Here is a 20,605-nt window from a genome sequence, read left to right as displayed (position 1 = left end):
TTTTATAATCAAACTTTTTTAACTATTTCAAATATGTTAAAACAACGGCCTTGTATTTGGTAAGAATACAAGGCTGCTTTTTGTTGTTATATTTAGATAAAAAGATTAATTAGCATCTATTGGTTTATAAACACGAATCCAGTCTACTTTAAATGTATGGTCATCTGTGTTTTGAATCTCAGAATCTTTAGGTGTACGTCCGTTACAAGCATTCCAGTTTTGATCTTCAACATTGATGATAATATCCATTTCTTTATCCAAGTTCATTCCATTTGCCAAGTAATTTAATGGATCAATTACACTTGTTGTTGATGAATTTTGAGCTTCTTCAAGACTTGTAGCAGTATTTGTCGCCTGAAACCCATTTCCGCCCTTAGGAATTACTCCTCCTTCTAAAGGTTTGGGATAGGTATATTGCCAATTACCATTTATGTCACGACTTGCAAAAGCATTATCAGATAATGTTCTTACATGTTCTCCATCTATGTAATATTCAAGATGCTTAGGATCTCTCCAGTATACTCCTACGCGTACCCATTTTCCTCCCCATTGATTTACTCCGTCTTTTCTCCACCAACTACCAATATCTGTAGGCTGATAATCCTGAAAAGGATCACGAATAAAAGTATGATGACTCAAATGTACGCGTTCTGCAAGCCAAACATTTCGATCATCCTCACCTTTTCCACCATAAGCTTCGATAATATCAATTTCTTGTGTATCATCAGGACTTAATAACCAAACATCAGAAGCAGTTACTGCATTTGCTACTCTTACACGAGCTTCGATATATACAGGATATAAGACTCTTTTGGTAGAGGTTATACATCCGGCTCTTGTCGTTGGTAAAGTCCAGGTTTCTGTTACTCCGTCGGTATCACAATCTACATCAAATGATTTCATTTCACCATCATTTCTAGATGCTTTTATTTGTAATTCGCCACCAGAAACAGATACATTTTGTCTTACCCATTTTGTAGGTCCGGGACCTTCCCAATTGTTATGATAAAAATTAGTCCACTTATTTCCAAAAGTAGCTTCAGCTGAGGTTGCTGCAAAGGAGTAATTAAAATCATCAGAGGAGTCGCTTTGTAGCTTCCATGATTTACCTTCACCCGCAGAAGCAGGAACGGCGATACCTTCCCAATCAGTGCCAACACTATCTGGATCTACAGGATCAGGATCTGGTTCTGGGTCAGGAGTTTCTGCTTCTGTTATTGGAGTTTCGGTAGTTGTATTATCACTAGAACAGGAATTAATAAAAACATAGGCACAAGTGATTAATAAAAACAGTTTCATTTTCATAAGAATTTAGTTTAAGTAATTATTTTATTCAGGGCTTTAAGAGATGGATTTTTTTAGTCGTCACTCTATTCTTTAGTCTATAATGTAAAGCGCAAAGACGATTATAAAGCATAAAGATTTATGAATAAATAATCTGTCTTTTGTTTAATAAAAGACTCAAAAAACGGAAGAAAAGAATACTATAAATAGTATTAGAAATCATTTTCGAGGTTTTAAAACAAAAAAGACTATGGTATTGCCCAGAATTTTGATGCTTTAAAATTAGTACTCTTTATTTTTTAAGAATAAAAATGACACTAGACAAAAACTATACAATACTCTGATAAAACTTAAAAAGACTTTAAAAGAACCCCTATACCCTTTTCGTTATCTATCCTTTTTTAAAGACAAATTAACAAGACAGATTATATTGATGATGAGTCTATGCATTATCGTATAATTATAGGTTTTTACTATGGTATACTGGGATTTATTTGATTGAAATAATATAAAGTCTTCATTTATTATTGTGTTCAAAAACTATTGAAATTGTTTTGATCAACACAAGTAATAAAAAAATAAGCAGATATGTTTTTTTTGAGAAAAGAGCTTTTTGATTTTAATAATATCAAATACCTAAAAATGTCAATTCATTAATAATAGGTGAGTATGTTTAACTACTATGTAATTTTAGATACAGATAAAATATAAGGGATACAAATTTTTAAAAATTCACAAAATCCAAAATTCCCGAGATCATTCGTTTTAAATTAAGTAGTTGTTTTTTAGCTTTTTAGACTTGGTTTTATACCTGAGAAATGACCGTCTAGTTTTAGTCTAGTCTGTTTTTTTTTAATAAAAATTTAAGATTTATATGTTTGTTTTGAATATTTCGCGATAGGTTTTTTAAAAACATGCGGAATCTTCAAAAGACACAGATTTTTATTAAGCTATTTTATTTATGAAAAAAAACAAAACAATTTTTGAAAGAAAATATCATTTGTTATGGATGTTTACTTTGATCATTTTTTCTGCGACTGCACAAGCGCAAGAAAAAGTAAATATTTCAGGTACAATAACAGATGGTAGTATTCCTATACTTGGGGTAAATATTTTAGTACAGGGGACTGACAGGGGAACTGTCTCAGATTTTGATGGAAATTATACTATTAAAGTCAACAAAGGTGAAATTTTAGTTTTTTCATCCGTTGGATTTATAACGCAATCCATTAAGACAGAGGAGCAAACTACAATTAATGTGGTTATGGAGGTATCAAGTCAAGAGCTGGAGCAGGTTGTTGTGGTTGGATACGGTACTCAAAGGAAAATTGAAGTTACTGGAGCTGTAACAAGGTTGAGCTCAGATATCATTTCCAAAGCTCCTGTATCAGATTTGGGAGAGTCGATACAAGGGCAAATTGCAGGTGTTAACATACAGGCTAATGGCCGTCCTGGCGATGTCGCTAATATTCAGATTAGAGGTGTCGGGTCTTTGAGTCCAGGGTCTTTAGGGCCTTTGTTTGTAGTTGATGGAGTACCTTTTCAAGGTAATCCAAACATAGCTCCAAATCAAATTGAATCTATAAATGTATTAAAAGATGGAGCTTCTGCATCTATATATGGTACAAGGGCTGCAAATGGTGTAATTTTAATTACTACCAAAAGAGGAAATAAAGGACAATTAAGAGTAGAATATGATACGTACATTGCTGCCCAAAATATCACCTCGGGAATTCCTTTAATGAATACTGATCAACAGTATTTTTCTGATTTAGCAGTTAATGAAAGATTAGGAACTACAAACCAATTATTGTTTTTGAGTCCAAATGCCTTAGATTTTGATAGTGATTTTGTTAATGATATCCAAAATGATAATGCGTTAATGCAAAATCATAGTATTAACGTTTCCGGGGGAAGCGAAAATTTAACACTTAACCTTAATGGTTCTTATTTTGAACAAGATGGTGTTTTGATTAATTCGGGTTTTGATAGGTTAACTACCAGGATAACTGGTGAATACAAAAAGGACAGGCTTAAAATATTCTCTAGTATTGGGTTTACCGAAGAAAATAGAGAACAAGAACCATTTGGCTTATATGAATTTGCAATATCTCAAAGGCCTTTTCAGGCTCCAATTGCAGATATAAGTCCTGTAAACGGAGTTGTTCAATTAAATCAAGGTAGTAGTTCAAACCCAGTATTATTAGGTTTTTTAACAAGATTACTTAATAATGAAGATGATAGAGTGACAAGAACTTCTAATATTGCATTTAGTGTAGATTTTGAAATTCTTGAGGGGTTAACCTATAGAGCTAATTTGGGTAGAAACACATTTGATTTCAGGCGTAAATTCTTTCGACCTCAATATCTGTTATTCGATAATACTGGGGCACTTGTCCCCAATGGTTCTAATGTAGATGCATTACTTGACGAAAGTTTTATATTTTCTGAAAGAAGTACTATAGAAAACTCTATAAATTATTCTAAAGATTTTGGGAAGCATGGTTTAAAATTATTAGCATTGACGTCCTATGAACAGTTTGATTCAAAAAATGTTCAAACGGGTATAATAGGTTTGCCCAGTAATGCTACTAGCGTGCTTTCACAAGGAGAAAATGGTACAACCCCACTTGGAATTGATACCAAGAACGTTTTAACAGGACTTTTAACGAGGATTCAATATAATTTTGATGATCGTTATCTTATTTCTGGAAGTTATAGAAGGGATGGATCTTCTAATTTTGGACCTAATAATAGATTTGGTAACTTTTTTGGATTTTCTGTAGGTTGGAATGTTAGTGAAGAACCATTCTTTAGGAATGCAAACCTAGACGCTATTAACAATTTAAAAATAAGAGCCAGTTGGGCAGAAATTGGAAATCAAAATATTCCCCCGTATCTGTTTAATCCACAAATTGAAACTGGGGTAAATTATATTTTTGGTGGTGAATTAGAATTTGGTCAAACTGCCCGACGCTTTTTTGATGAAAATATCAAGTGGGAAACTAAAATATCTAAAAATATAGGTCTTGATTTGGGAATGTTTAGTAATAAATTGAACCTTACATTGGATGTGTATCAAAATGACAGAGAAGATCTTTTGTTACAAGAGAGATTACCTGCTTCTGCAGGAGCTAATACCCCTGTCCAAGGTAATGTTTTTGGAGCTCGCCTTGTAAATGCAGGAAATCTTACCAATAAAGGAATTGAAATTGCATTATCGTATAGAGACCAAACAAAATATGGTTTAAAGTGGGGTGTATCTGGGACTTTTACTAAAAATAAAAATGAAGTTACCGATCTTAATGGCGTATCAAGAGGTTTTGCTGGGGGACAGACTATATTTAGTCAAGCGAATAATGATTTAACAACTTTCTTGGCTGAAGGATACGAAGCAGGTGCCTTCTTCTTAATTCAAAATGATGGAATTTTAAAAACCCAGGAACAGGTCGATGATTATAATAGTAGAATTGGTGGTAACGCAGCACAGCTAGGTGACCTTGCTTTTATAGATCAACTTACTGTTGATACCAATGGAGATGGTGTTCCTGATGCTCGAGATGGTCTGATTAATGATGATGACAGAGTATATTCAGGTTCGGGTCAACCAGAATTTGAAGCGGGTCTTAATATAAACTTAGAATATAAAGGCTTTGATTTTTTTATCCAAAACTATTTGGCTTATGGTGCCGAAGTTTATAATGCTTCTCGTTTAGTAGCTTTTGTATATGGTAGACATTTAGAGCAATTTGGCCAATGGACACCGTCAAATCCAACCTCTGACATTCCAGCGCGAGATAACGGAATCTCTAGTAGTGTTAGGCCTAGATCAAACTTCTTTTTAGAAGACGGATCCTATTTGCGTATACGTAATATCACATTAGGATATTCTATTCCAGAGACTTCATTACCTGATTTTTTCAGTAAAGTTAGAATTTATACTACAGCACAAAATCCTTTTACTTTTACAGATTATACAGGTTTTGATCCCGAAGTAGCTGGAGATGGAATTTTTACAAGAGGAGTAGATGCCGTGTCTTATCCTATTACAAGAAGATTTTTATTTGGTCTTCAACTTGATTTCTAAAAAAAATATTAAGTATTATGATACAATATAATAAAATTAAAGTTTTTCTGATATTATGTTTTATTTCGCTTCTTACGATAAGTTGCGATAAAGATGTGTTAGATATAGAAAACCCAAATGCAGTTACAGAAGCTACTTTTTGGAAGACTCCCCAAGATTTTGATGCCGCTTTAATTGCTACATATGGTGCATTACAATTTCAGGCAATTAGTGGAGCTGGGATACCTTTGGAAATGGTACGTGGAGATGAGGCTGGATCAGAGGATTTTTATATTCCATGGTTTCGTCTTTCTAATTTAAATGTTAATGATGGAGATGCTCATGTCGTTAATAAGTGGAGTGCATTATATATTGGTGTTTTTAGAGCAAATCAGATCCTTGACCAGTTAGAAGTTAATAGTGACGTTTTCCCTACTCAAGAAGAAGCTATTTTGGTAGAGGCTCAAGTTCGTTTTCTAAGATCATATTTCTATTTTGAGATAGCACATTCTTATGGTGGCGGTGTGATAAGAACTTCAGTTCCTAATACGAATGAAGAATTATCGATTCCATTTAGTTCAATAGAAGAAATTACCGATCAGGTGATTCTACCAGACCTTTTATTCGCCAAAGCAAATTTACCTCAGTCATGGCCTGATAATGAAGAAGGAAGGGTTACCTGGGGAGCTGCTACTTCTTTGTTAGGAAAAAGCTATTTATATAGTAAGGAATGGTCTCAAGCAGCCGGAGAATTTAGAGAAGTTATTGATGCTGGTATTTATAGTTTGGCTCCTAATAACCTAGATAATTTCTCTCATGAAGAAGGTTTTAATGTAGAATCTATTTTTGAAGTACCCTTTTCTGTAGAGTTTAATCCAGGAGGAAATGGTATTGTCGTAGACAATTACCCAGGTGTAGCAGGTTCAGAAACAGCTGATGTAGCACTATCGACTGGCCATCTAAGGTTTGGTGGTTTTAATACTATATTGCCCACATACTACATGCATGAACTTTTTGTTAGGGATGAAATTGATCCCAGTAACCCTATTAATGATGGTAATACCCAGTCTAAAAGAATGGGAGCAAGTATAGTACCTATTGATGGAGATGGACTTTATTATGGTTTGCCAATAGGAAGTAGACCTGGATGGGTATTTGGACAAAGTTCTTATGTTAAAAAATACTCGAACTGGTATCATCTCGAACAGGAAGATGGTAATAGAAGATCCGAAATTAATTATAGAGTTATTCGATTGGCTGATGTTTATTTAATGTATGCAGAGGCTGTTTTAGAAGCTAATGGAGATTTTGATACTGCTATTGATTTCATAGATAGAGTGAGAACAAGAGCAGGTGTAATTACATTAAGACAATACATAACAGATGATGGAGGCATTCCTGAGTTTCATATTAGTGAACAGGTAGCATCAAGGCCACGATCTTTTGCAGTTGCAAGTGTAGAAAGTGTAAGAACTCATATTAGAAGAGTAGAAAGACCATTAGAATTATGTTTTGAAGGTTTTCGATGGAAAGATTTAGTACGTTGGGGAATTGCAGGAAGTGTATTGAATGAGCTTGCCCAAGATGAGTTGTGGAGAACTCAAAATCAATCAGGAATTTTAGATGTAATTGCAGATCCTAATGTGCCTGGCAGTGGTGCAGGGGTTGCGCCCTTATTCATTAGAGAGAAAGTAAGACCAGATTTTCGTACTCCTAGTGAAAATTATAACCCACAAATTCATGATTATTTACCGGTACCTGCTATTGAATTACAAACAAACGATCAAATTGGTGGTTAATAAAAAATTGATGATATGAAAAAATATTTAAAAATAATAATGCTTTTGGTAACTACAATTCTTTTGATGACCAATTGTCAAAATGATGATGTTGATACTGATATTCCGAGTAAAAGAGTAATCTTTACTTCAGAGCAAACTCAAGGTAATGCTATACGTGTGAATACTTCTCTTTCATTTGGAGACATTTCTTCGGGTGTTATCTCTAGAACCTGGAGCATTCCAGAAGGTGTAGCTAATATTACTGAATCTAGTGAAAGTAGGATAAAACCCATTTTTAATAGAGTTGGGCAACATAATGTAACATTAACTCAAACTTTTGAAGAAAGTGCATTCGTAAATGGTGTACAAAGAGGAACCAAATTAGATACAACGATAGTAGTTACTGTACTAGAGCCTATTAAAATTGACCTAAAAGCAAACTATATTAATCCAGATGGTTCTCTTGGGGCTGCTCTTAATTTATCAAATAATGTAGAAAATGAAGTTATCGCAAGTCGATCTGTTCGTTACACTTTTGATCCTGTAGGTTTACCACAAAATATTGCTTGGACACTGGATGGAGGAGATCCGGATGAAGTGGTAGGTACTATGAATCAGGTTGATGTGTCTTATAAACGTATAGGAGTATATGATTTCAAAGTAATAGCGAATACACCAAGACCTTTTGGAGGTGATACTATATCGTTTGAAAAATTAATTAAAGTTATTCCTTCTACAGACCCTGTAACATTAGGTAATGTTGAAGGAAAAAGGGATGGTACTCTAGCCCTCGAATTTAGTAGAGAAATGGATGAAACAACAATTAATGCGACGGATTTTTCTATTGCTATTGAAAATGGAGGTAGTGTAATACCTGCTACAATTAGTAGTGTAAGTATTAACCCTACTGAAAGAAATATTTTGAATATTACTTTAGACGGAGAGTTGATATATATAGACGATACGGTAACGGTCTCATATACAGCGGGAGGGCTATCCACTGCTGATGGAGTCCAATCAGATAGTTTTACTGATGTACCAATGAATATATTTGAACAAAGTCCAAATTTGCTAGAGGCAACAGCTGCTACAACAGATCCTGGTTTTGAAAACTCACTTTCTTCGGATTGGATAGATGGAGGATTTGCTTTTGGGACCTCACTTGATGCAACTTTAACAGTGAATAACACAAGAGCTCATACCGGTATAAACAGTGGTCTTGTTACTGCAAGTGCTAATACCAATAGTGTTATATATAACCAAGGGAAAGAATTTCCATTTGAAACAGGAAAAACATATCAACTAGGGGTTTGGTCGTATTTAGAAACTAGTATTGATCGTGCTACTACAGGATTTGACCCAGAGTTTAGATATTATTTTAATCAAACAGGGGGGCCTAATTATAGTATTGCAGGACCAGTAATTCCATTCCTTAATATTCCTCTTAACGAGTGGGTATTTAATTCAATAATTATTACCACTACTGCTTCTGATGGACCTAAAGAGATAATGATTAGGTTCTTAAATGAAGGCAATGATAATGATCTTAGAGTTTATATTGATGATTTATCAGTTAGTGAAGTAATTCTTAGGCCTTAATTAAATAAAATTTGTTTAGTCAATTTTGAATACTGAAAAATGAGGTTATTTATTAGAAAAACTATTTACTATAAGTGACCTCATTTTTATCATGAATCAATATATGTCTGATTTAAAAACTACTATTTATAAAATACATAAGATATAAGTACTGATAAAATTATTAACCTATTAACACAAACTCTTAAAACACTTATAACCTAAGAAAAGGCTTATGGACCAGGCTATATATAGCACGTTAACCAATCCACAAGACTTCATTTTTTTTACTCTTATAATTTGCTTTTATCCATTTTTGGAATAAAAAGTTTATATAAACTAATGTCTATTCTGAACTAGACTAGAGAGCAAATTGAAGTAAATCTACTTTTGGTTTTAGCTGTTTAATGATTTAAAAAATAGAGCGCAGAAGTTACTTTTTAGTAATCTCAAGCTTATCCATGATATCCATTTTAGTAAAAAGCGATTCGCTTTTTAGACGGTGAATTATAAACAACCTAGAGTTCACTAACAATCAATGTATATCACATAATTGCGTATTAACCCTTTAAATTATATAAACACAAACGTATTTAACATGAAAACAATTAATCATTATTTAGTAATGGGCCTCATTTTATTATATCCCATAGTAAACAGAGCCCAAAACGTAGAAGTAGATGTAAATCTAAATATCAAACATTCTGTAGGAGGAATATCTGATTTTGGAAGAGAAAGACATATTACCATGCACTCCAGTCTTTATGAAAACGCATGGGAAGGAGAATTAGATAAAGCTGAACGCTTGTTCGAAGATCTAGATGTGCAGTTAGGTCGTGATAACGGAGTTGCATCTTTTTTACATCAATTCTCACCAGAAGATGAAAATAACAGACAACATCATGATCCTGATAGTTTATCTGTATTATTAGATTTTTGGCAAGGTGAGTATCAGCAAAGAATAACAGACAGAGGTTTGCTTAAATATAAGAACGAGCAATCTAGAGGAGCAATAATGGGAACTAACCCACATCCTACTTATCCAACACTTTCTTATTTTGAAAATGGATTAAATGGATCTACATGGGGAAGAGAAAATGGTTTCACCTGGATTCCTCAAGACATAGAAACTTCTGCAGCTTGGATGGTTCAATATCTAGAAGAGTTTTTTGTTGAAAACGCAAGTCAAGAAGGTGTTGTTATGCCAGAATACTGGGAAGTAATCAACGAACCTGATTTCCCTTTAAATACCGGGCAATTTATGATGTCAAGTTGGGAAGATATTATGGAGTACCACAATTTGGTAGCTCAAGGTATTAAACAAAGATTAGGTAATCGTGCTCCTAAAATTGGAGGTATGACTTGGGGATTACATGATCTATTTAGGGGTGATGGTATTTCTCGCTTTGCAACAGCTAGTTATGTAGATGGTTTTTATGGAAATACAGCAGCAGATGAAGTAGCTAAGGCATATGCAAGAAGCCAGGTGGATACACCTTTATTTAATCGTCCAAGAGATACACCATGGTACCAATGGGATGTAATTTGGAAAGAATTTATTGACAGAGTTGGTGATAATATGGATTTTTATTCAGTGCACTTTTATGATTGGCCTCAATATCAGAATCAAGGAGGACAAAGAAGATCAGGTGGACATGTGGAAGCTACTTTAGAAATGTTAGAATGGTACGATGTATTTATGAATGGGAAAAATAATAGAAAGCCTGTTATTATTTCTGAATATGGAGCAGTTGCTAATTCATGGGACCCAATGCCACACGATACCCGATTTGATTGGGAAAACCTAAAACCTTTTAGTGCAATGATGATGCAGTTTTTAGAAAGACCTGATTATATCGAATTATCAATGCCTTTTCACTTATTAAAAGCGCAGTTTAGAGATATCGATAATAATGGTGATGGTATACCAGAAGTTGTATATCATTATAAAACTTTACGTGATGACGACGGTGATGGTGTTTGGGAATATAGTGAGCTTGTAAAATGGTACGAACTATGGGATGATGTTGATGGAACAAGAGTTGATACTAAATCCTCAGACCCTGATATACAGGTGGATAGTTATGTTGATGGTAATGAAGTGTACTTAATTTTAAATAACCTACAAGAACAAAATACGACTATTAGTCTGAATTTATTCGAGGATAATGATAATAATCCAACAAGTGTTCGTATAAAGCATCTTTATTTAGAAGGAGTTAGAAATATTGTTTTAGATGATAATACTACTAATAATATTCCATCATCAGTTACGTTAGGGGCAGAAGCAACAATGATATTAAAATATACATTGCCTAATGTCGTTGCAATCAATCAAACTTCAGTAGAAAACAAATTTTACGGAGAACCTGTTAGTAACAATCAAAGAGTAGCTATTAATAGTGGAGATAATACATTTTTTGTAAATAATGTTACGGTACCTATTGATGCAGACAAAGCCGAAGCAATGATAAAAATGACAGTTACTCTTTTTGATGCACCTCAAACCGAGAATGGATTCTTATCTATTAATAAATTAACTTTTAATGGAGTTGAAGTAGAAACTCCTTTTGATTGGAGAGGAGAAACTCAAAATAGGTCAAAATGGTTTGGAGCTTTAGAAATTCCGGTTCCGGCAAGTTTGGTACAAACAAACAACACTATTGTTGTAGATTTTCAACATGTTGGAGAAGTTAACATAGTTAATTTATTAACATGGGATTTCTCTAAGAAACCTGGTAGATCAGATGGTAGTACTGATCCCGACCCTATTGCTGTTACAGGAGTTGATGTTTCTCCAGATACTATTATCCTAAATCAAGGGCAGACATCAACAATTAATGCCACCATTTCTCCTGCCAATGCAACTAATAAAAATGTAACATGGAGTACTAATAATGCAGCAATAGCTACTATAGACACTAATGGTATAGTAACTGCAAACGCTAATGGTAATGCAATTATAACAGCAACAACAGTAGATGGAGGGTTTACTTCCTCTACCACAGTTACTGTAAATGACAATACCCCCCCTCCTACAAATGACATAATCATAATCGAAGCAGAAGATTTTGTAAATACCGGAGGAACTTTTAGTGATAGTTTTGCCGGCGGACCAGGTCTTGGTGTAAACAGAACCCCAACGAACATCAATTATGTTAATAATGGGGATTGGGCAGAATATACAATCAATGTAAGCACTACCGGGGATTATAAAATTGAATATCAGATATCCACTCCATCTAATAATGCTCAGATTCAGTTATTAATCGATGGTGTTGTAGTAGCTACCGATAATGTTACTAATAATGGTCAGTGGGATAGTTATACTGCCTTAGTATCTTCTAATACTATAGCAAATTTGACATCAGGAAATCATACAGTACGAGTACTTGCATCTGGGACGAATCCATGGCAATGGAATTTGGATAAAATTATATTGACCAGAATAAACAATAATAATAGGACACTGAGCAAAAATAAAGATTTAGGAGAGCTAAGTCTTTTTCCTAACCCTTCTACAGGAAAAGTATTTATTCGAGGATTGAACAAAGAAATTGAGCATGACATACGTGTATATGATATAAAAGGAGCCAAATATCTTGAAGAAAAACTTAGTCACGACCATATGGTAGATATAGAGAGTTTACCAAAAGGGGCCTATTTTATTACGATTAATAATTCCGAAAGAAAAAGGACGACTTTAAAATTGATCAAAAACTAATTGATATAATTTTTCAGATTTAAGAAACCCATAAGGCATAGTAGGTATTTTAAAAGTGTTGATATCATCAAAGAACGATATCAACACTTTTAAAACCGTTAATACCAAAAATAAATTTTAACTAACACAAATCATTTTTATATGAAAACACAAACATTATTAATTGCGTTTTGCTTGGTTTTTTTACAACTACAAGCTCAAGATTGGAATGGGATTTCAGTCCCTGCCAATGCAGGTCAAGGTAAAACATGGGAACTTCAAGAAGGACCTTCAGATAGTTTTAATTATACGTTTAATGAAACGAATCAACGTTCAAATTTCGGAAGTAATAAATGGTATAACTTCTATCATAACGGATGGGATGGCCCAGGTACAACCTACTGGCAATATAATCATGTATCGGTTAATGGAAGTGATTTAGTGCTACGAGCCTCTAGAAACCCTAGTACTGCAAAATTAGGAGTGCCGGGTGTTAATGCAGGATGTATAACATCTAATAGTAGAGTGAAATTTCCGGTTTATGTAGAAGCAAATGTAAGTGTAGCAGATATTGTATTGGCTTCTGATGTTTGGTTGCTAAGCCCTGATGATACACAAGAAATTGATATTATAGAATGTTATGGTGGTGATGAGCAGGGTAATGCATTTTTTTCTGAATTTATTCACTTAAGTCACCACTCTTTTGTTCGTAATCCATTTACAGATTACCAACCAAGAGATCGTAATAGTTGGTGGAGTAGATCAGATGTAAATAATTGGGGAGAATGGTCATGGAATAATGGTAATAGACGATATGTGCGTATTGGGGTAAACTGGATCAGTCCTTTTCATTTTGAATATTATGTGGATGGAGAATTAGTAAGAGTTTTATATGATAAAGCATTTGCAACAAAAAGAAATGGTACCTGGTTTTATACCTATCCGACCATGACTAATGGAGCTCTGGATACAGGTAGTGATGGATTTCAGTTAGCGGTACAATATGCTACTGGGAGTAGTTATTCATTTCAAACTTTACAAGCAGCAAGTAATACATCTTCTGTAAGTGTTATAGACCCTTTTAATTATCAAGGAGGGAATGGATTTACAAAAGAAATGGATATTATTATTAATGTAGAATCTCAAGATTGGCATGTATTAGCTGGTCGTACTCCAACCGATGCGCAATTAAATGATCCTGCAAGAAACACTATGAAAGTAGATTGGCTGCGGGTATATAAACCTATCTCATCTAACAATACTATTCCTGTAACTGGGGTGACTGTAACACCAAATAATTTGTCTTTGGCTGTGGGTGAAACCGGTTATTTAACAGGTGCTGTGATTCCCGCGAATGCTTCTGTGAAAACAATGACTTTTACTTCCAGTAATACTTCTGTAGCTATCGTAAATCAAAGCGGTGTTTTAACCGCTATAGGAAACGGTACTACAACAATTACGCTGAATACTACTGATGGAGGATTTACAACGACAGCTACGGTAACAGTAACAAGTAACCCTACTACAGATGATATTGTAATAGAGGCAGAAGACTTTATTAATACAGGAGGCACTTATAATGATAGTAATGCGGGAGGTCCTGGCTTTGGTGTAAACGCCACAGGAACTAGTATCAATTATGTCAATACTGGTGATTGGACAGAATATACAATCAATGTAGGTAGCTCTGGGAATTATAAAATTGAGTATCAGATATCTACTCCATCTAATAATGCTCAGGTTCAGTTATTAATCGATGGTGTTGTAGTAGCTAATGATAATGTTACTAATAGTGGTCAGTGGGATAATTATAGTGCACTAGTATCTTCTAATACGATAACAAATTTGACATCAGGAAATCATACAGTACGAGTACTTGCATCTGGGACGAATCCATGGCAATGGAATTTGGATAAAATTACATTAACCAGAATAAATAATAATAGAACGCTTAGTAAAAATAAAGATTTGAGAACGTTAAGTCTTTTTCCTAATCCTTCTACTGCAACAGTATTTATTCGAGGATTGAACAAAGAAATTGAGCATGATATACATGTATATGATATAAAAGGAGCCAAATATATTGAGGAAAAACTGAGCCATGATCATATGATCAATATAGAACGTTTACCAAAAGGAGCTTATTTTATTGTAATAGATAATTTAGATAAAAGTAAATCAACTTTAAAATTGATCAAAAACTAATGTATACAATGAATAAATAACTAATTTTTTTAACCCCACTTTTATGTAGTTTTTAAAATTTATATGTAGAAGAACATAAGTATAAAAGCATTATTTATTTGTGATATTCTTCCCCCAACGGAATTGAATACAATTAAACTTTTGTATGTCTCATATCAAAAATAGAAAGATATATTGAGTGGGGTTTTAATAAAAACTGAGCCAAATTAAAGAATCTTTTTTTAGGGAAAAAAGGTGATTGTAAAATTATAAACATAGAATGAAAAAAATAATGACTTTTGGTGAGATTCTAATGAGAATTTCACCGCTGGGGAACAAAAAACTAGTTCAGTCCAATCAATTAGAATATTATTTTGGAGGAACCGAAGTAAATGTGGCAATATCATTAGCTCAATTAGGAAATGACGTTAAACATGTTGCTGCTGTTCCAGAAGATTTTGTTGGTGAAGCAGCAAAAAGTTTTTTAAACCAATATGGAGTAGATACAAGTATGCTTATGACTTCTACTTATCCCTTAGGATTATATTTCCTAGAAGTTGGAGCAATTATGAGATCTAGTACGATTTCTTATAATAGATCTCATTCTGCATTTGCCATGATGAATTCAGAAATAATAGATTGGGATTTAGCTTTTAATGATTGCGATTGGTTTCATTGGACAGGAATTACTCCAGCTTTGTCAAAAGGAGCTTCCCAGGGATTAAAGAAAGCATTACAAATTGCTAAGGATAAAAATATTTCTATATCTGCAGATCCTGCATATCGCGCAAATCTTTGGCAATATGGAGGTAACTCTAAAGAAATATTAGGAGAATTGGTAGGGTTATCAGATACTTTTATAGGCGGCCCAAACGAAATAAATGAATTATTAAATACTAATTTTGAAAATGATGTAAATGGATTTGTAGCAAGTTGTAAACATCTGATATCAGCGTTTCCAAGTATAAACCGAGTTTTTGATAAAACAAGGGTTTCTGTTAATGCCAATTGGCATAAAATTAAATCGCGCATGTGGGATGGGAAAGAGTTGTATGAGACTAAAGAATTAGAGATGACTCATATTGTGGATAGAATTGGCACAGGGGATGCATTTGCCGCTGGATTAATTCATGGATTGTTGCATTATAAAGATCAAAAAGCATTAGAATTTGCTAATGCTGCTTGTGCATTAAAACATACTATAGAAGGCGATGCTAATTTAGTTACAGAAAATGAAATTCAATTGGTTGTAAATGGTGGTTTAACAGGAAGAATAAAAAGATAACATGTCACAATATACTAGAATAGAAACAATACAAGTAATGGGAAGTACTAAGATTATCCCCTTATTTTATAATAAAGACATTTCGATTGTAAAAAAAATTATTAAAGCCTGTTATGATGGGGGTGCCAGAGTTTTCGAATTTACCAATCGAGGAGATCATGCACATGAAATCTTTTCTGAATTAATCAAATGGGTGAATAAAGAGCTTCCAGGAATGATATTAGGTATTGGTTCTATAGTCGATGCAGGAACAGCTTCTCTTTTCATGCAGAACGGAGCTAATTTTATAGTATCTCCAGTTTTGAACTCTGATATGGCAAAAGTATGTAATCGAAGAAAAATCGCATGGATTCCTGGATGTGGAACCTTATCAGAGATTAATTATGCTGAAGAGTTAGGAGCAGAAGTCGTGAAAATTTTTCCAGCCAGCCAAATTGGAGGTCCAGGTTTTATAAAAGGAGTAAAAGCTCCGTGTCCTTGGACAAATATTATGCCTAGTGGTGGAGTTACTACAGAAGAAAGTAACATCAGAGAATGGTTTAATGCCGGAGCATATTGTGTAGGGATCGGATCTAATTTAATGATCAAAGATGAAAATGATAATTTTGATTATCCAACGATTACTAAATTGACAAAAAACGCTATGCTTATAGCTAATAAAAGTTTGTACCCTTCAAATAATCTCTAAGATGTAGAAATTTATATATCAAAATGTTCTAAGGGCTTTATTAACCTGCTTATGTTTATTAAATTAACAATAGGTCGGAGTGTTTTAAGAATATACGTTGTCTTCTAATCATCGATCAATATCTTCGGTTTCACTACCCTTCGATAAAATAATTTGCGCAGCGCACTGCCAAACGTCGTAAATATTATAGCATGTCGGATTTTTAGCATCGCTATGTCGGAAATCTTTATGGATTTGCCGGACTTGTTCTAGTAGAGACAAGACATCGTGGGCTACTTTTGATACAACAAAAAATTAATAAACTTATAGTGTGCTATGGTTGATGTTGTATTAAGCGTTTTGAAGGATAAGCTCAATGAGTATTTTAAAAATGTAGTAGGAACTACAGAATCAGATTTAATAGAATTTATTAGTACGAGTAATAATGATCCAGTTTCTTTTACTAATGATAAGATTACTCCATTTCTTATCAATATTTCAGAAGATAGAAAATTTAGAAATCCCGATCAATATTCAGGAATTGTAAGAGATGGTATAAGAACACAAACCAATCCCGAAATTAGAATTGAGCTTTTGATTCTTTTTGTATCCAAGTTCAGTAAATATGATCAGGCGCTAAAATTTTTATCCCACGTAATCAAATTTTTTCAAGTCAATAGGATTTTTAATCCACTTAACTCCCCGCAACTTTCTGAGGAAAATATAGAGAAATTGATTGTAGAACTAATTTCACTTCCTTTAGAAGAACAAAATCAAGTCTGGCACTCTCTAAACACTTCTTACTTGCCATCAGTACTGTATAGAGTACGATTACTATCCTTTATTGATGAGCAAAGTATAGAATTTGTGGGAACTCCTCTACAAGATATCAATCTGGCAATTGGCGAAAAATACCCTCTTCCAGAAACCAAAGAAGATGAGGAAACAGAACAAGAAAATAGTATAAATAACCAAGCATAAGAAAATAGCTGATAAAGCTGAGATAAAAACAAGATGATGAAGTATCAAGAATTCTTTTCTATTACTATAGAACACTCTTATTTTACGGGAGAAACAGCCGATTTGCTACTCACTCCGGTAGTAGAAACAGAGGAGCTTTTAAAAAGACGAGGATTGCTTCTTAAAAAAACAACCACAGGAATACGTTGCCTCGTTGGAATTGATGAAGAAAACACAGGTTTTTCTGAAAAGATCCAGAATGATGTATTTGCTTTTTACATTTTTCCCACTTCAGATACGGTTCGGGAATTCACAGATATGTCTACGGTAGAAGAAGGTAAAATGATGCTTTTTACCAATGAAAAATTACATAAAAAACAAGTTGGATTAGTGGCTAGTGCAATTGATCAGGAAGGAACTTGTCAGGGATTTCCTGCTCTGGCAAAAGTAGAAATCAAAGGAAGTGAAATGCAGCTAGAGGAAGATAGCATGTCATTTACATACCAGATCCAGTTTGCTGCTAAGGCTATACAATGGAAGTATTACTTTATTTCTAATACAGATGATCCAAACATAACATTAGAATCTAGAGACGAGCAAATCAGTTTTAATGAAATGATTATTAGCGAAAATACTACAGATCAGATTGTAACTTCCTTACGATTAAATTTCCCCAATACTCAAATAAAGGCTTTTGAGTCTAAAGATTTGGTTCCCTACAGCAATAAACCTATAAAAAATATCAAATTGATCAAAAATGGTGATGTGCTTATGAGCCATTTACCAAATCCAAAAGAAGAACAAAACGGTATTCAAATAATTAAAATTAAGTAAGAAAAAAGCATACTGAAAGAATCACATCGATTTACGTGATGCTAATTATAAATATTTTAAAACTTTAAATATATGTCTAAATTTTCAACACCAGGTGTGTATACAGAGGAAGTACCTCTATTACCACAATCTGTAGCAGAAGTTTCCACAGCAGTACCTGCTTTTATTGGATATACTGAGAAAACCGAAAAAAATGGTGAGAGTATCAAAAATACCGCCTATAGAATATCCACACTGTTGGAATTCAAAGAGCTTTTTGGAGGTGCTCAGTCTGCATCTTTTAATGTAACTGTAAACGAAGGAGTAATAAATGATATAGCCGTTACTCCTCCGAAGCATACTTTGTATCATGCGATTGATTTATATTTTAAAAACGGCGGAGGGGATTGTTATATTGTATCAATCGGGAGCTATGAGGATACGCCTAACTCGGCTTCTTTTATGGCAGGTTTAGAAGCGGTAAGTAAAGAAGATGAACCTACCTTAATTATGTTAGGGGAAGCCACTCAATTAGAACCAGCTGATTATCATTTGGTATGCCAAACTGCCTTAAGTCAATGCCAGGAATTAAAAGACAGGTTTTGCATTTTTGATATCCAAAATAAGGATGAAAGAGCTGCAACTTTTAGAAACGGTATTGGTACTAAAAACCTAAAATACGGGGCAGCATATACACCCTATTTACAGACTTCACTTACGTACAAGTATCAAGAAGAAAATGTGATCATCTCTGGTTCTTCAGCACAAGAAACCATTAAGCTAGAAATAGATGAAGCTATTACTATCGTATATAACGGAGCTGCACAAGATAATCCTAAAGTAAAAATTAACAAAGGATCTGGTAATACACCCTCTTTTAGTATTGAGGAAGCAACATTGACAATTACCAATGTAGGAGATGGTACAGAAGCATCTAAAGTTATTGAAGCTTGGGACGATTCTACAGGTAAGGGTGATTTTGACATTATTGTAATAGAGAGCGCTGCGCTCGTAAAATCGAATACAAGAGCAGAGAATCTAGTCGTAAGTGGAGGTGATGGAGCAGACACTAATTTATTTGCTATCAAAGAAACGCAATCGGAGTTATACAATAGAATAGTGAGCGAAGTCTCAAAACAACGAATCATCTTACCTCCTAGTCCAGCAGTGGCAGGTGCCTATGCAACTACAGATCGAGAAAGAGGTGTATGGAAAGCTCCTGCAAATGTAAGTTTAAATGGAGTGATAGCACCTGTAAAGAAAATAACATCCAAGGATCAGGAACAATTGAATATAGATTCCAATAATGGTAAATCCATCAATGCCATTCGTGGTTTTGTAGGTAAAGGAACCTTGGTATGGGGTGCTCGTACGTTGGACGGAAATTCTAATGAATGGCGATATGTACCAGTTAGAAGATTATTCAATATGATTGAAGAATCTACCAAAAAAGCATCTCAGTTTGCTGTTTTTGAATCTAATGATGCTGTAACCTGGTTAAAGGTAAAGGCCATGATCGAAAGTTTCCTTTATGGAATCTGGCAACAAGGTGGCCTGGCAGGAGCCACAGAAGAACAAGCCTATTTTGTAAATATCGGCTTAGGAAAAACGATGACACAAGAAGACATTCTCAATGGAAGAATGATTGCAGAAATAGGACTTGCTGCGGTACGTCCTGCTGAGTTTATCATATTAAAATTCTCCCACAAACTACAGGAGGCCTAATCTATAGAGAAGAAAACATATAAAAAATAAAAAAATGGCGTTAACAAAAGCACAAATAAAAACGGATTATCCATTACCTATTTATAATTATAGGGTAGATATTAATGGAGAGTCAATTAGTTTCTCTGAAGTATCAGGGCTAGAACTATCTTTCGAAACACATACCTATAAAGAAAGCTTTGCTACAGGAGGTAAAGTAGGGCCTAATATTATGTATATGCCTGGGCAGATACAACCGGTAAACATCTCTATGAAAAAAGGACTGGTAAAAGGAAAAAGTATTCCTATTTTTTATGATTGGATCAATGATATTCAACTCAACCAAATCGACAAAAGAGATATTGTAGTACATCTTTTAGACGAAACCGGTAGTACCGTGGTAAGCTGGAAGGTCATCGATGCATTTCCTACCAAACTTACAGCGCCTTCTTTCGACGCTAGTTCTAACGATGTGGCTATAGAATCTTTGGATCTAATGGCATCTAGAGTCACAATGGAAGAAGCATAGTCGCTAAAGTCATTCGTAGCAAAATAGTAAAACAAGTAATATTCTAATTTC

12 protein-coding genes are annotated in these 20,605 nt (G+C 34.0%); 11 read left to right on the top strand and 1 reads right to left on the bottom strand.

What is annotated here, in order from left to right; translation table 11 throughout:
* Nucleotides 1-105: 105 nt before the first annotated feature.
* Nucleotides 106-1,305: a LamG domain-containing protein gene (locus tag PQF96_RS03940; RefSeq protein WP_271765153.1), complete on the bottom strand. Its 1,200-nt coding sequence runs from the start codon at nucleotides 1,303-1,305 to the stop codon at nucleotides 106-108.
* 940 nt (nucleotides 1,306-2,245) lie between these two features.
* On the opposite strand from PQF96_RS03940, the gene PQF96_RS03935 reads away from it, so the two are divergent.
* The 11 genes from PQF96_RS03935 to PQF96_RS03885 all read left to right on the top strand — a co-directional run bounded on the left by PQF96_RS03935 (nucleotide 2,246) and on the right by PQF96_RS03885 (nucleotide 20,554).
* The gene (locus PQF96_RS03935; protein ID WP_271765152.1) at nucleotides 2,246-5,371 is read left to right on the top strand and encodes a SusC/RagA family TonB-linked outer membrane protein; all 3,126 of its coding nucleotides are present in this window, start codon (nucleotides 2,246-2,248) and stop codon (nucleotides 5,369-5,371) included.
* Nucleotides 5,372-5,388: 17 nt separating this feature from the next.
* A complete protein-coding gene (locus PQF96_RS03930; RefSeq protein WP_271765151.1) occupies nucleotides 5,389-7,149 on the top strand; it encodes a RagB/SusD family nutrient uptake outer membrane protein in 1,761 nt (586 codons plus the stop codon).
* Nucleotides 7,150-7,164: 15 nt separating this feature from the next.
* Nucleotides 7,165-8,730, top strand: a complete 1,566-nt coding sequence (locus tag PQF96_RS03925; protein ID WP_160114371.1) for a hypothetical protein — start codon at nucleotides 7,165-7,167, stop codon at nucleotides 8,728-8,730.
* Between the two features lie 577 nt (nucleotides 8,731-9,307).
* Nucleotides 9,308-12,433, top strand: a complete 3,126-nt coding sequence (locus PQF96_RS03920; RefSeq protein WP_271765150.1) for a carbohydrate-binding protein — start codon at nucleotides 9,308-9,310, stop codon at nucleotides 12,431-12,433.
* Between the two features lie 141 nt (nucleotides 12,434-12,574).
* Nucleotides 12,575-14,617: a carbohydrate-binding protein gene (locus PQF96_RS03915; protein ID WP_271765149.1), complete on the top strand. Its 2,043-nt coding sequence runs from the start codon at nucleotides 12,575-12,577 to the stop codon at nucleotides 14,615-14,617.
* 259 nt (nucleotides 14,618-14,876) lie between these two features.
* Nucleotides 14,877-15,881 (top strand): sugar kinase, encoded by a 1,005-nt coding sequence (locus tag PQF96_RS03910; protein ID WP_271765148.1) that lies wholly within the window; start codon nucleotides 14,877-14,879, stop codon nucleotides 15,879-15,881.
* A 1-nt stretch (nucleotide 15,882) separates the two neighbouring features.
* Entirely contained in the window at nucleotides 15,883-16,569 is a 687-nt protein-coding gene (locus PQF96_RS03905; RefSeq protein WP_271765147.1) for a bifunctional 4-hydroxy-2-oxoglutarate aldolase/2-dehydro-3-deoxy-phosphogluconate aldolase, read from the top strand.
* Between the two features lie 315 nt (nucleotides 16,570-16,884).
* Nucleotides 16,885-17,529, top strand: coding sequence for a DUF4255 domain-containing protein (locus tag PQF96_RS03900; protein ID WP_109438884.1), 645 nt, complete (start codon nucleotides 16,885-16,887; stop codon nucleotides 17,527-17,529).
* A 36-nt stretch (nucleotides 17,530-17,565) separates the two neighbouring features.
* On the top strand, nucleotides 17,566-18,342 hold the full coding sequence (locus tag PQF96_RS03895) for a hypothetical protein (RefSeq protein WP_271765146.1): 777 nt from the start codon (nucleotides 17,566-17,568) through the stop codon (nucleotides 18,340-18,342).
* Nucleotides 18,343-18,414: 72 nt separating this feature from the next.
* Entirely contained in the window at nucleotides 18,415-20,046 is a 1,632-nt protein-coding gene (locus PQF96_RS03890) for a phage tail sheath family protein (RefSeq protein WP_143916004.1), read from the top strand.
* A 34-nt stretch (nucleotides 20,047-20,080) separates the two neighbouring features.
* Nucleotides 20,081-20,554, top strand: a complete 474-nt coding sequence (locus PQF96_RS03885; protein ID WP_271765145.1) for a phage tail protein — start codon at nucleotides 20,081-20,083, stop codon at nucleotides 20,552-20,554.
* Nucleotides 20,555-20,605 lie beyond the last annotated feature (51 nt).

Source organism: Aquimarina algiphila (assembly GCF_947494415.1).
In the GTDB taxonomy this organism is placed as follows: Bacteria; Bacteroidota; Bacteroidia; order Flavobacteriales; family Flavobacteriaceae; genus Aquimarina; species Aquimarina algiphila.
The sequence above is the reverse complement of the archived record's forward strand: the minus strand, read 5'-3'. Positions and strand labels throughout refer to the sequence as shown.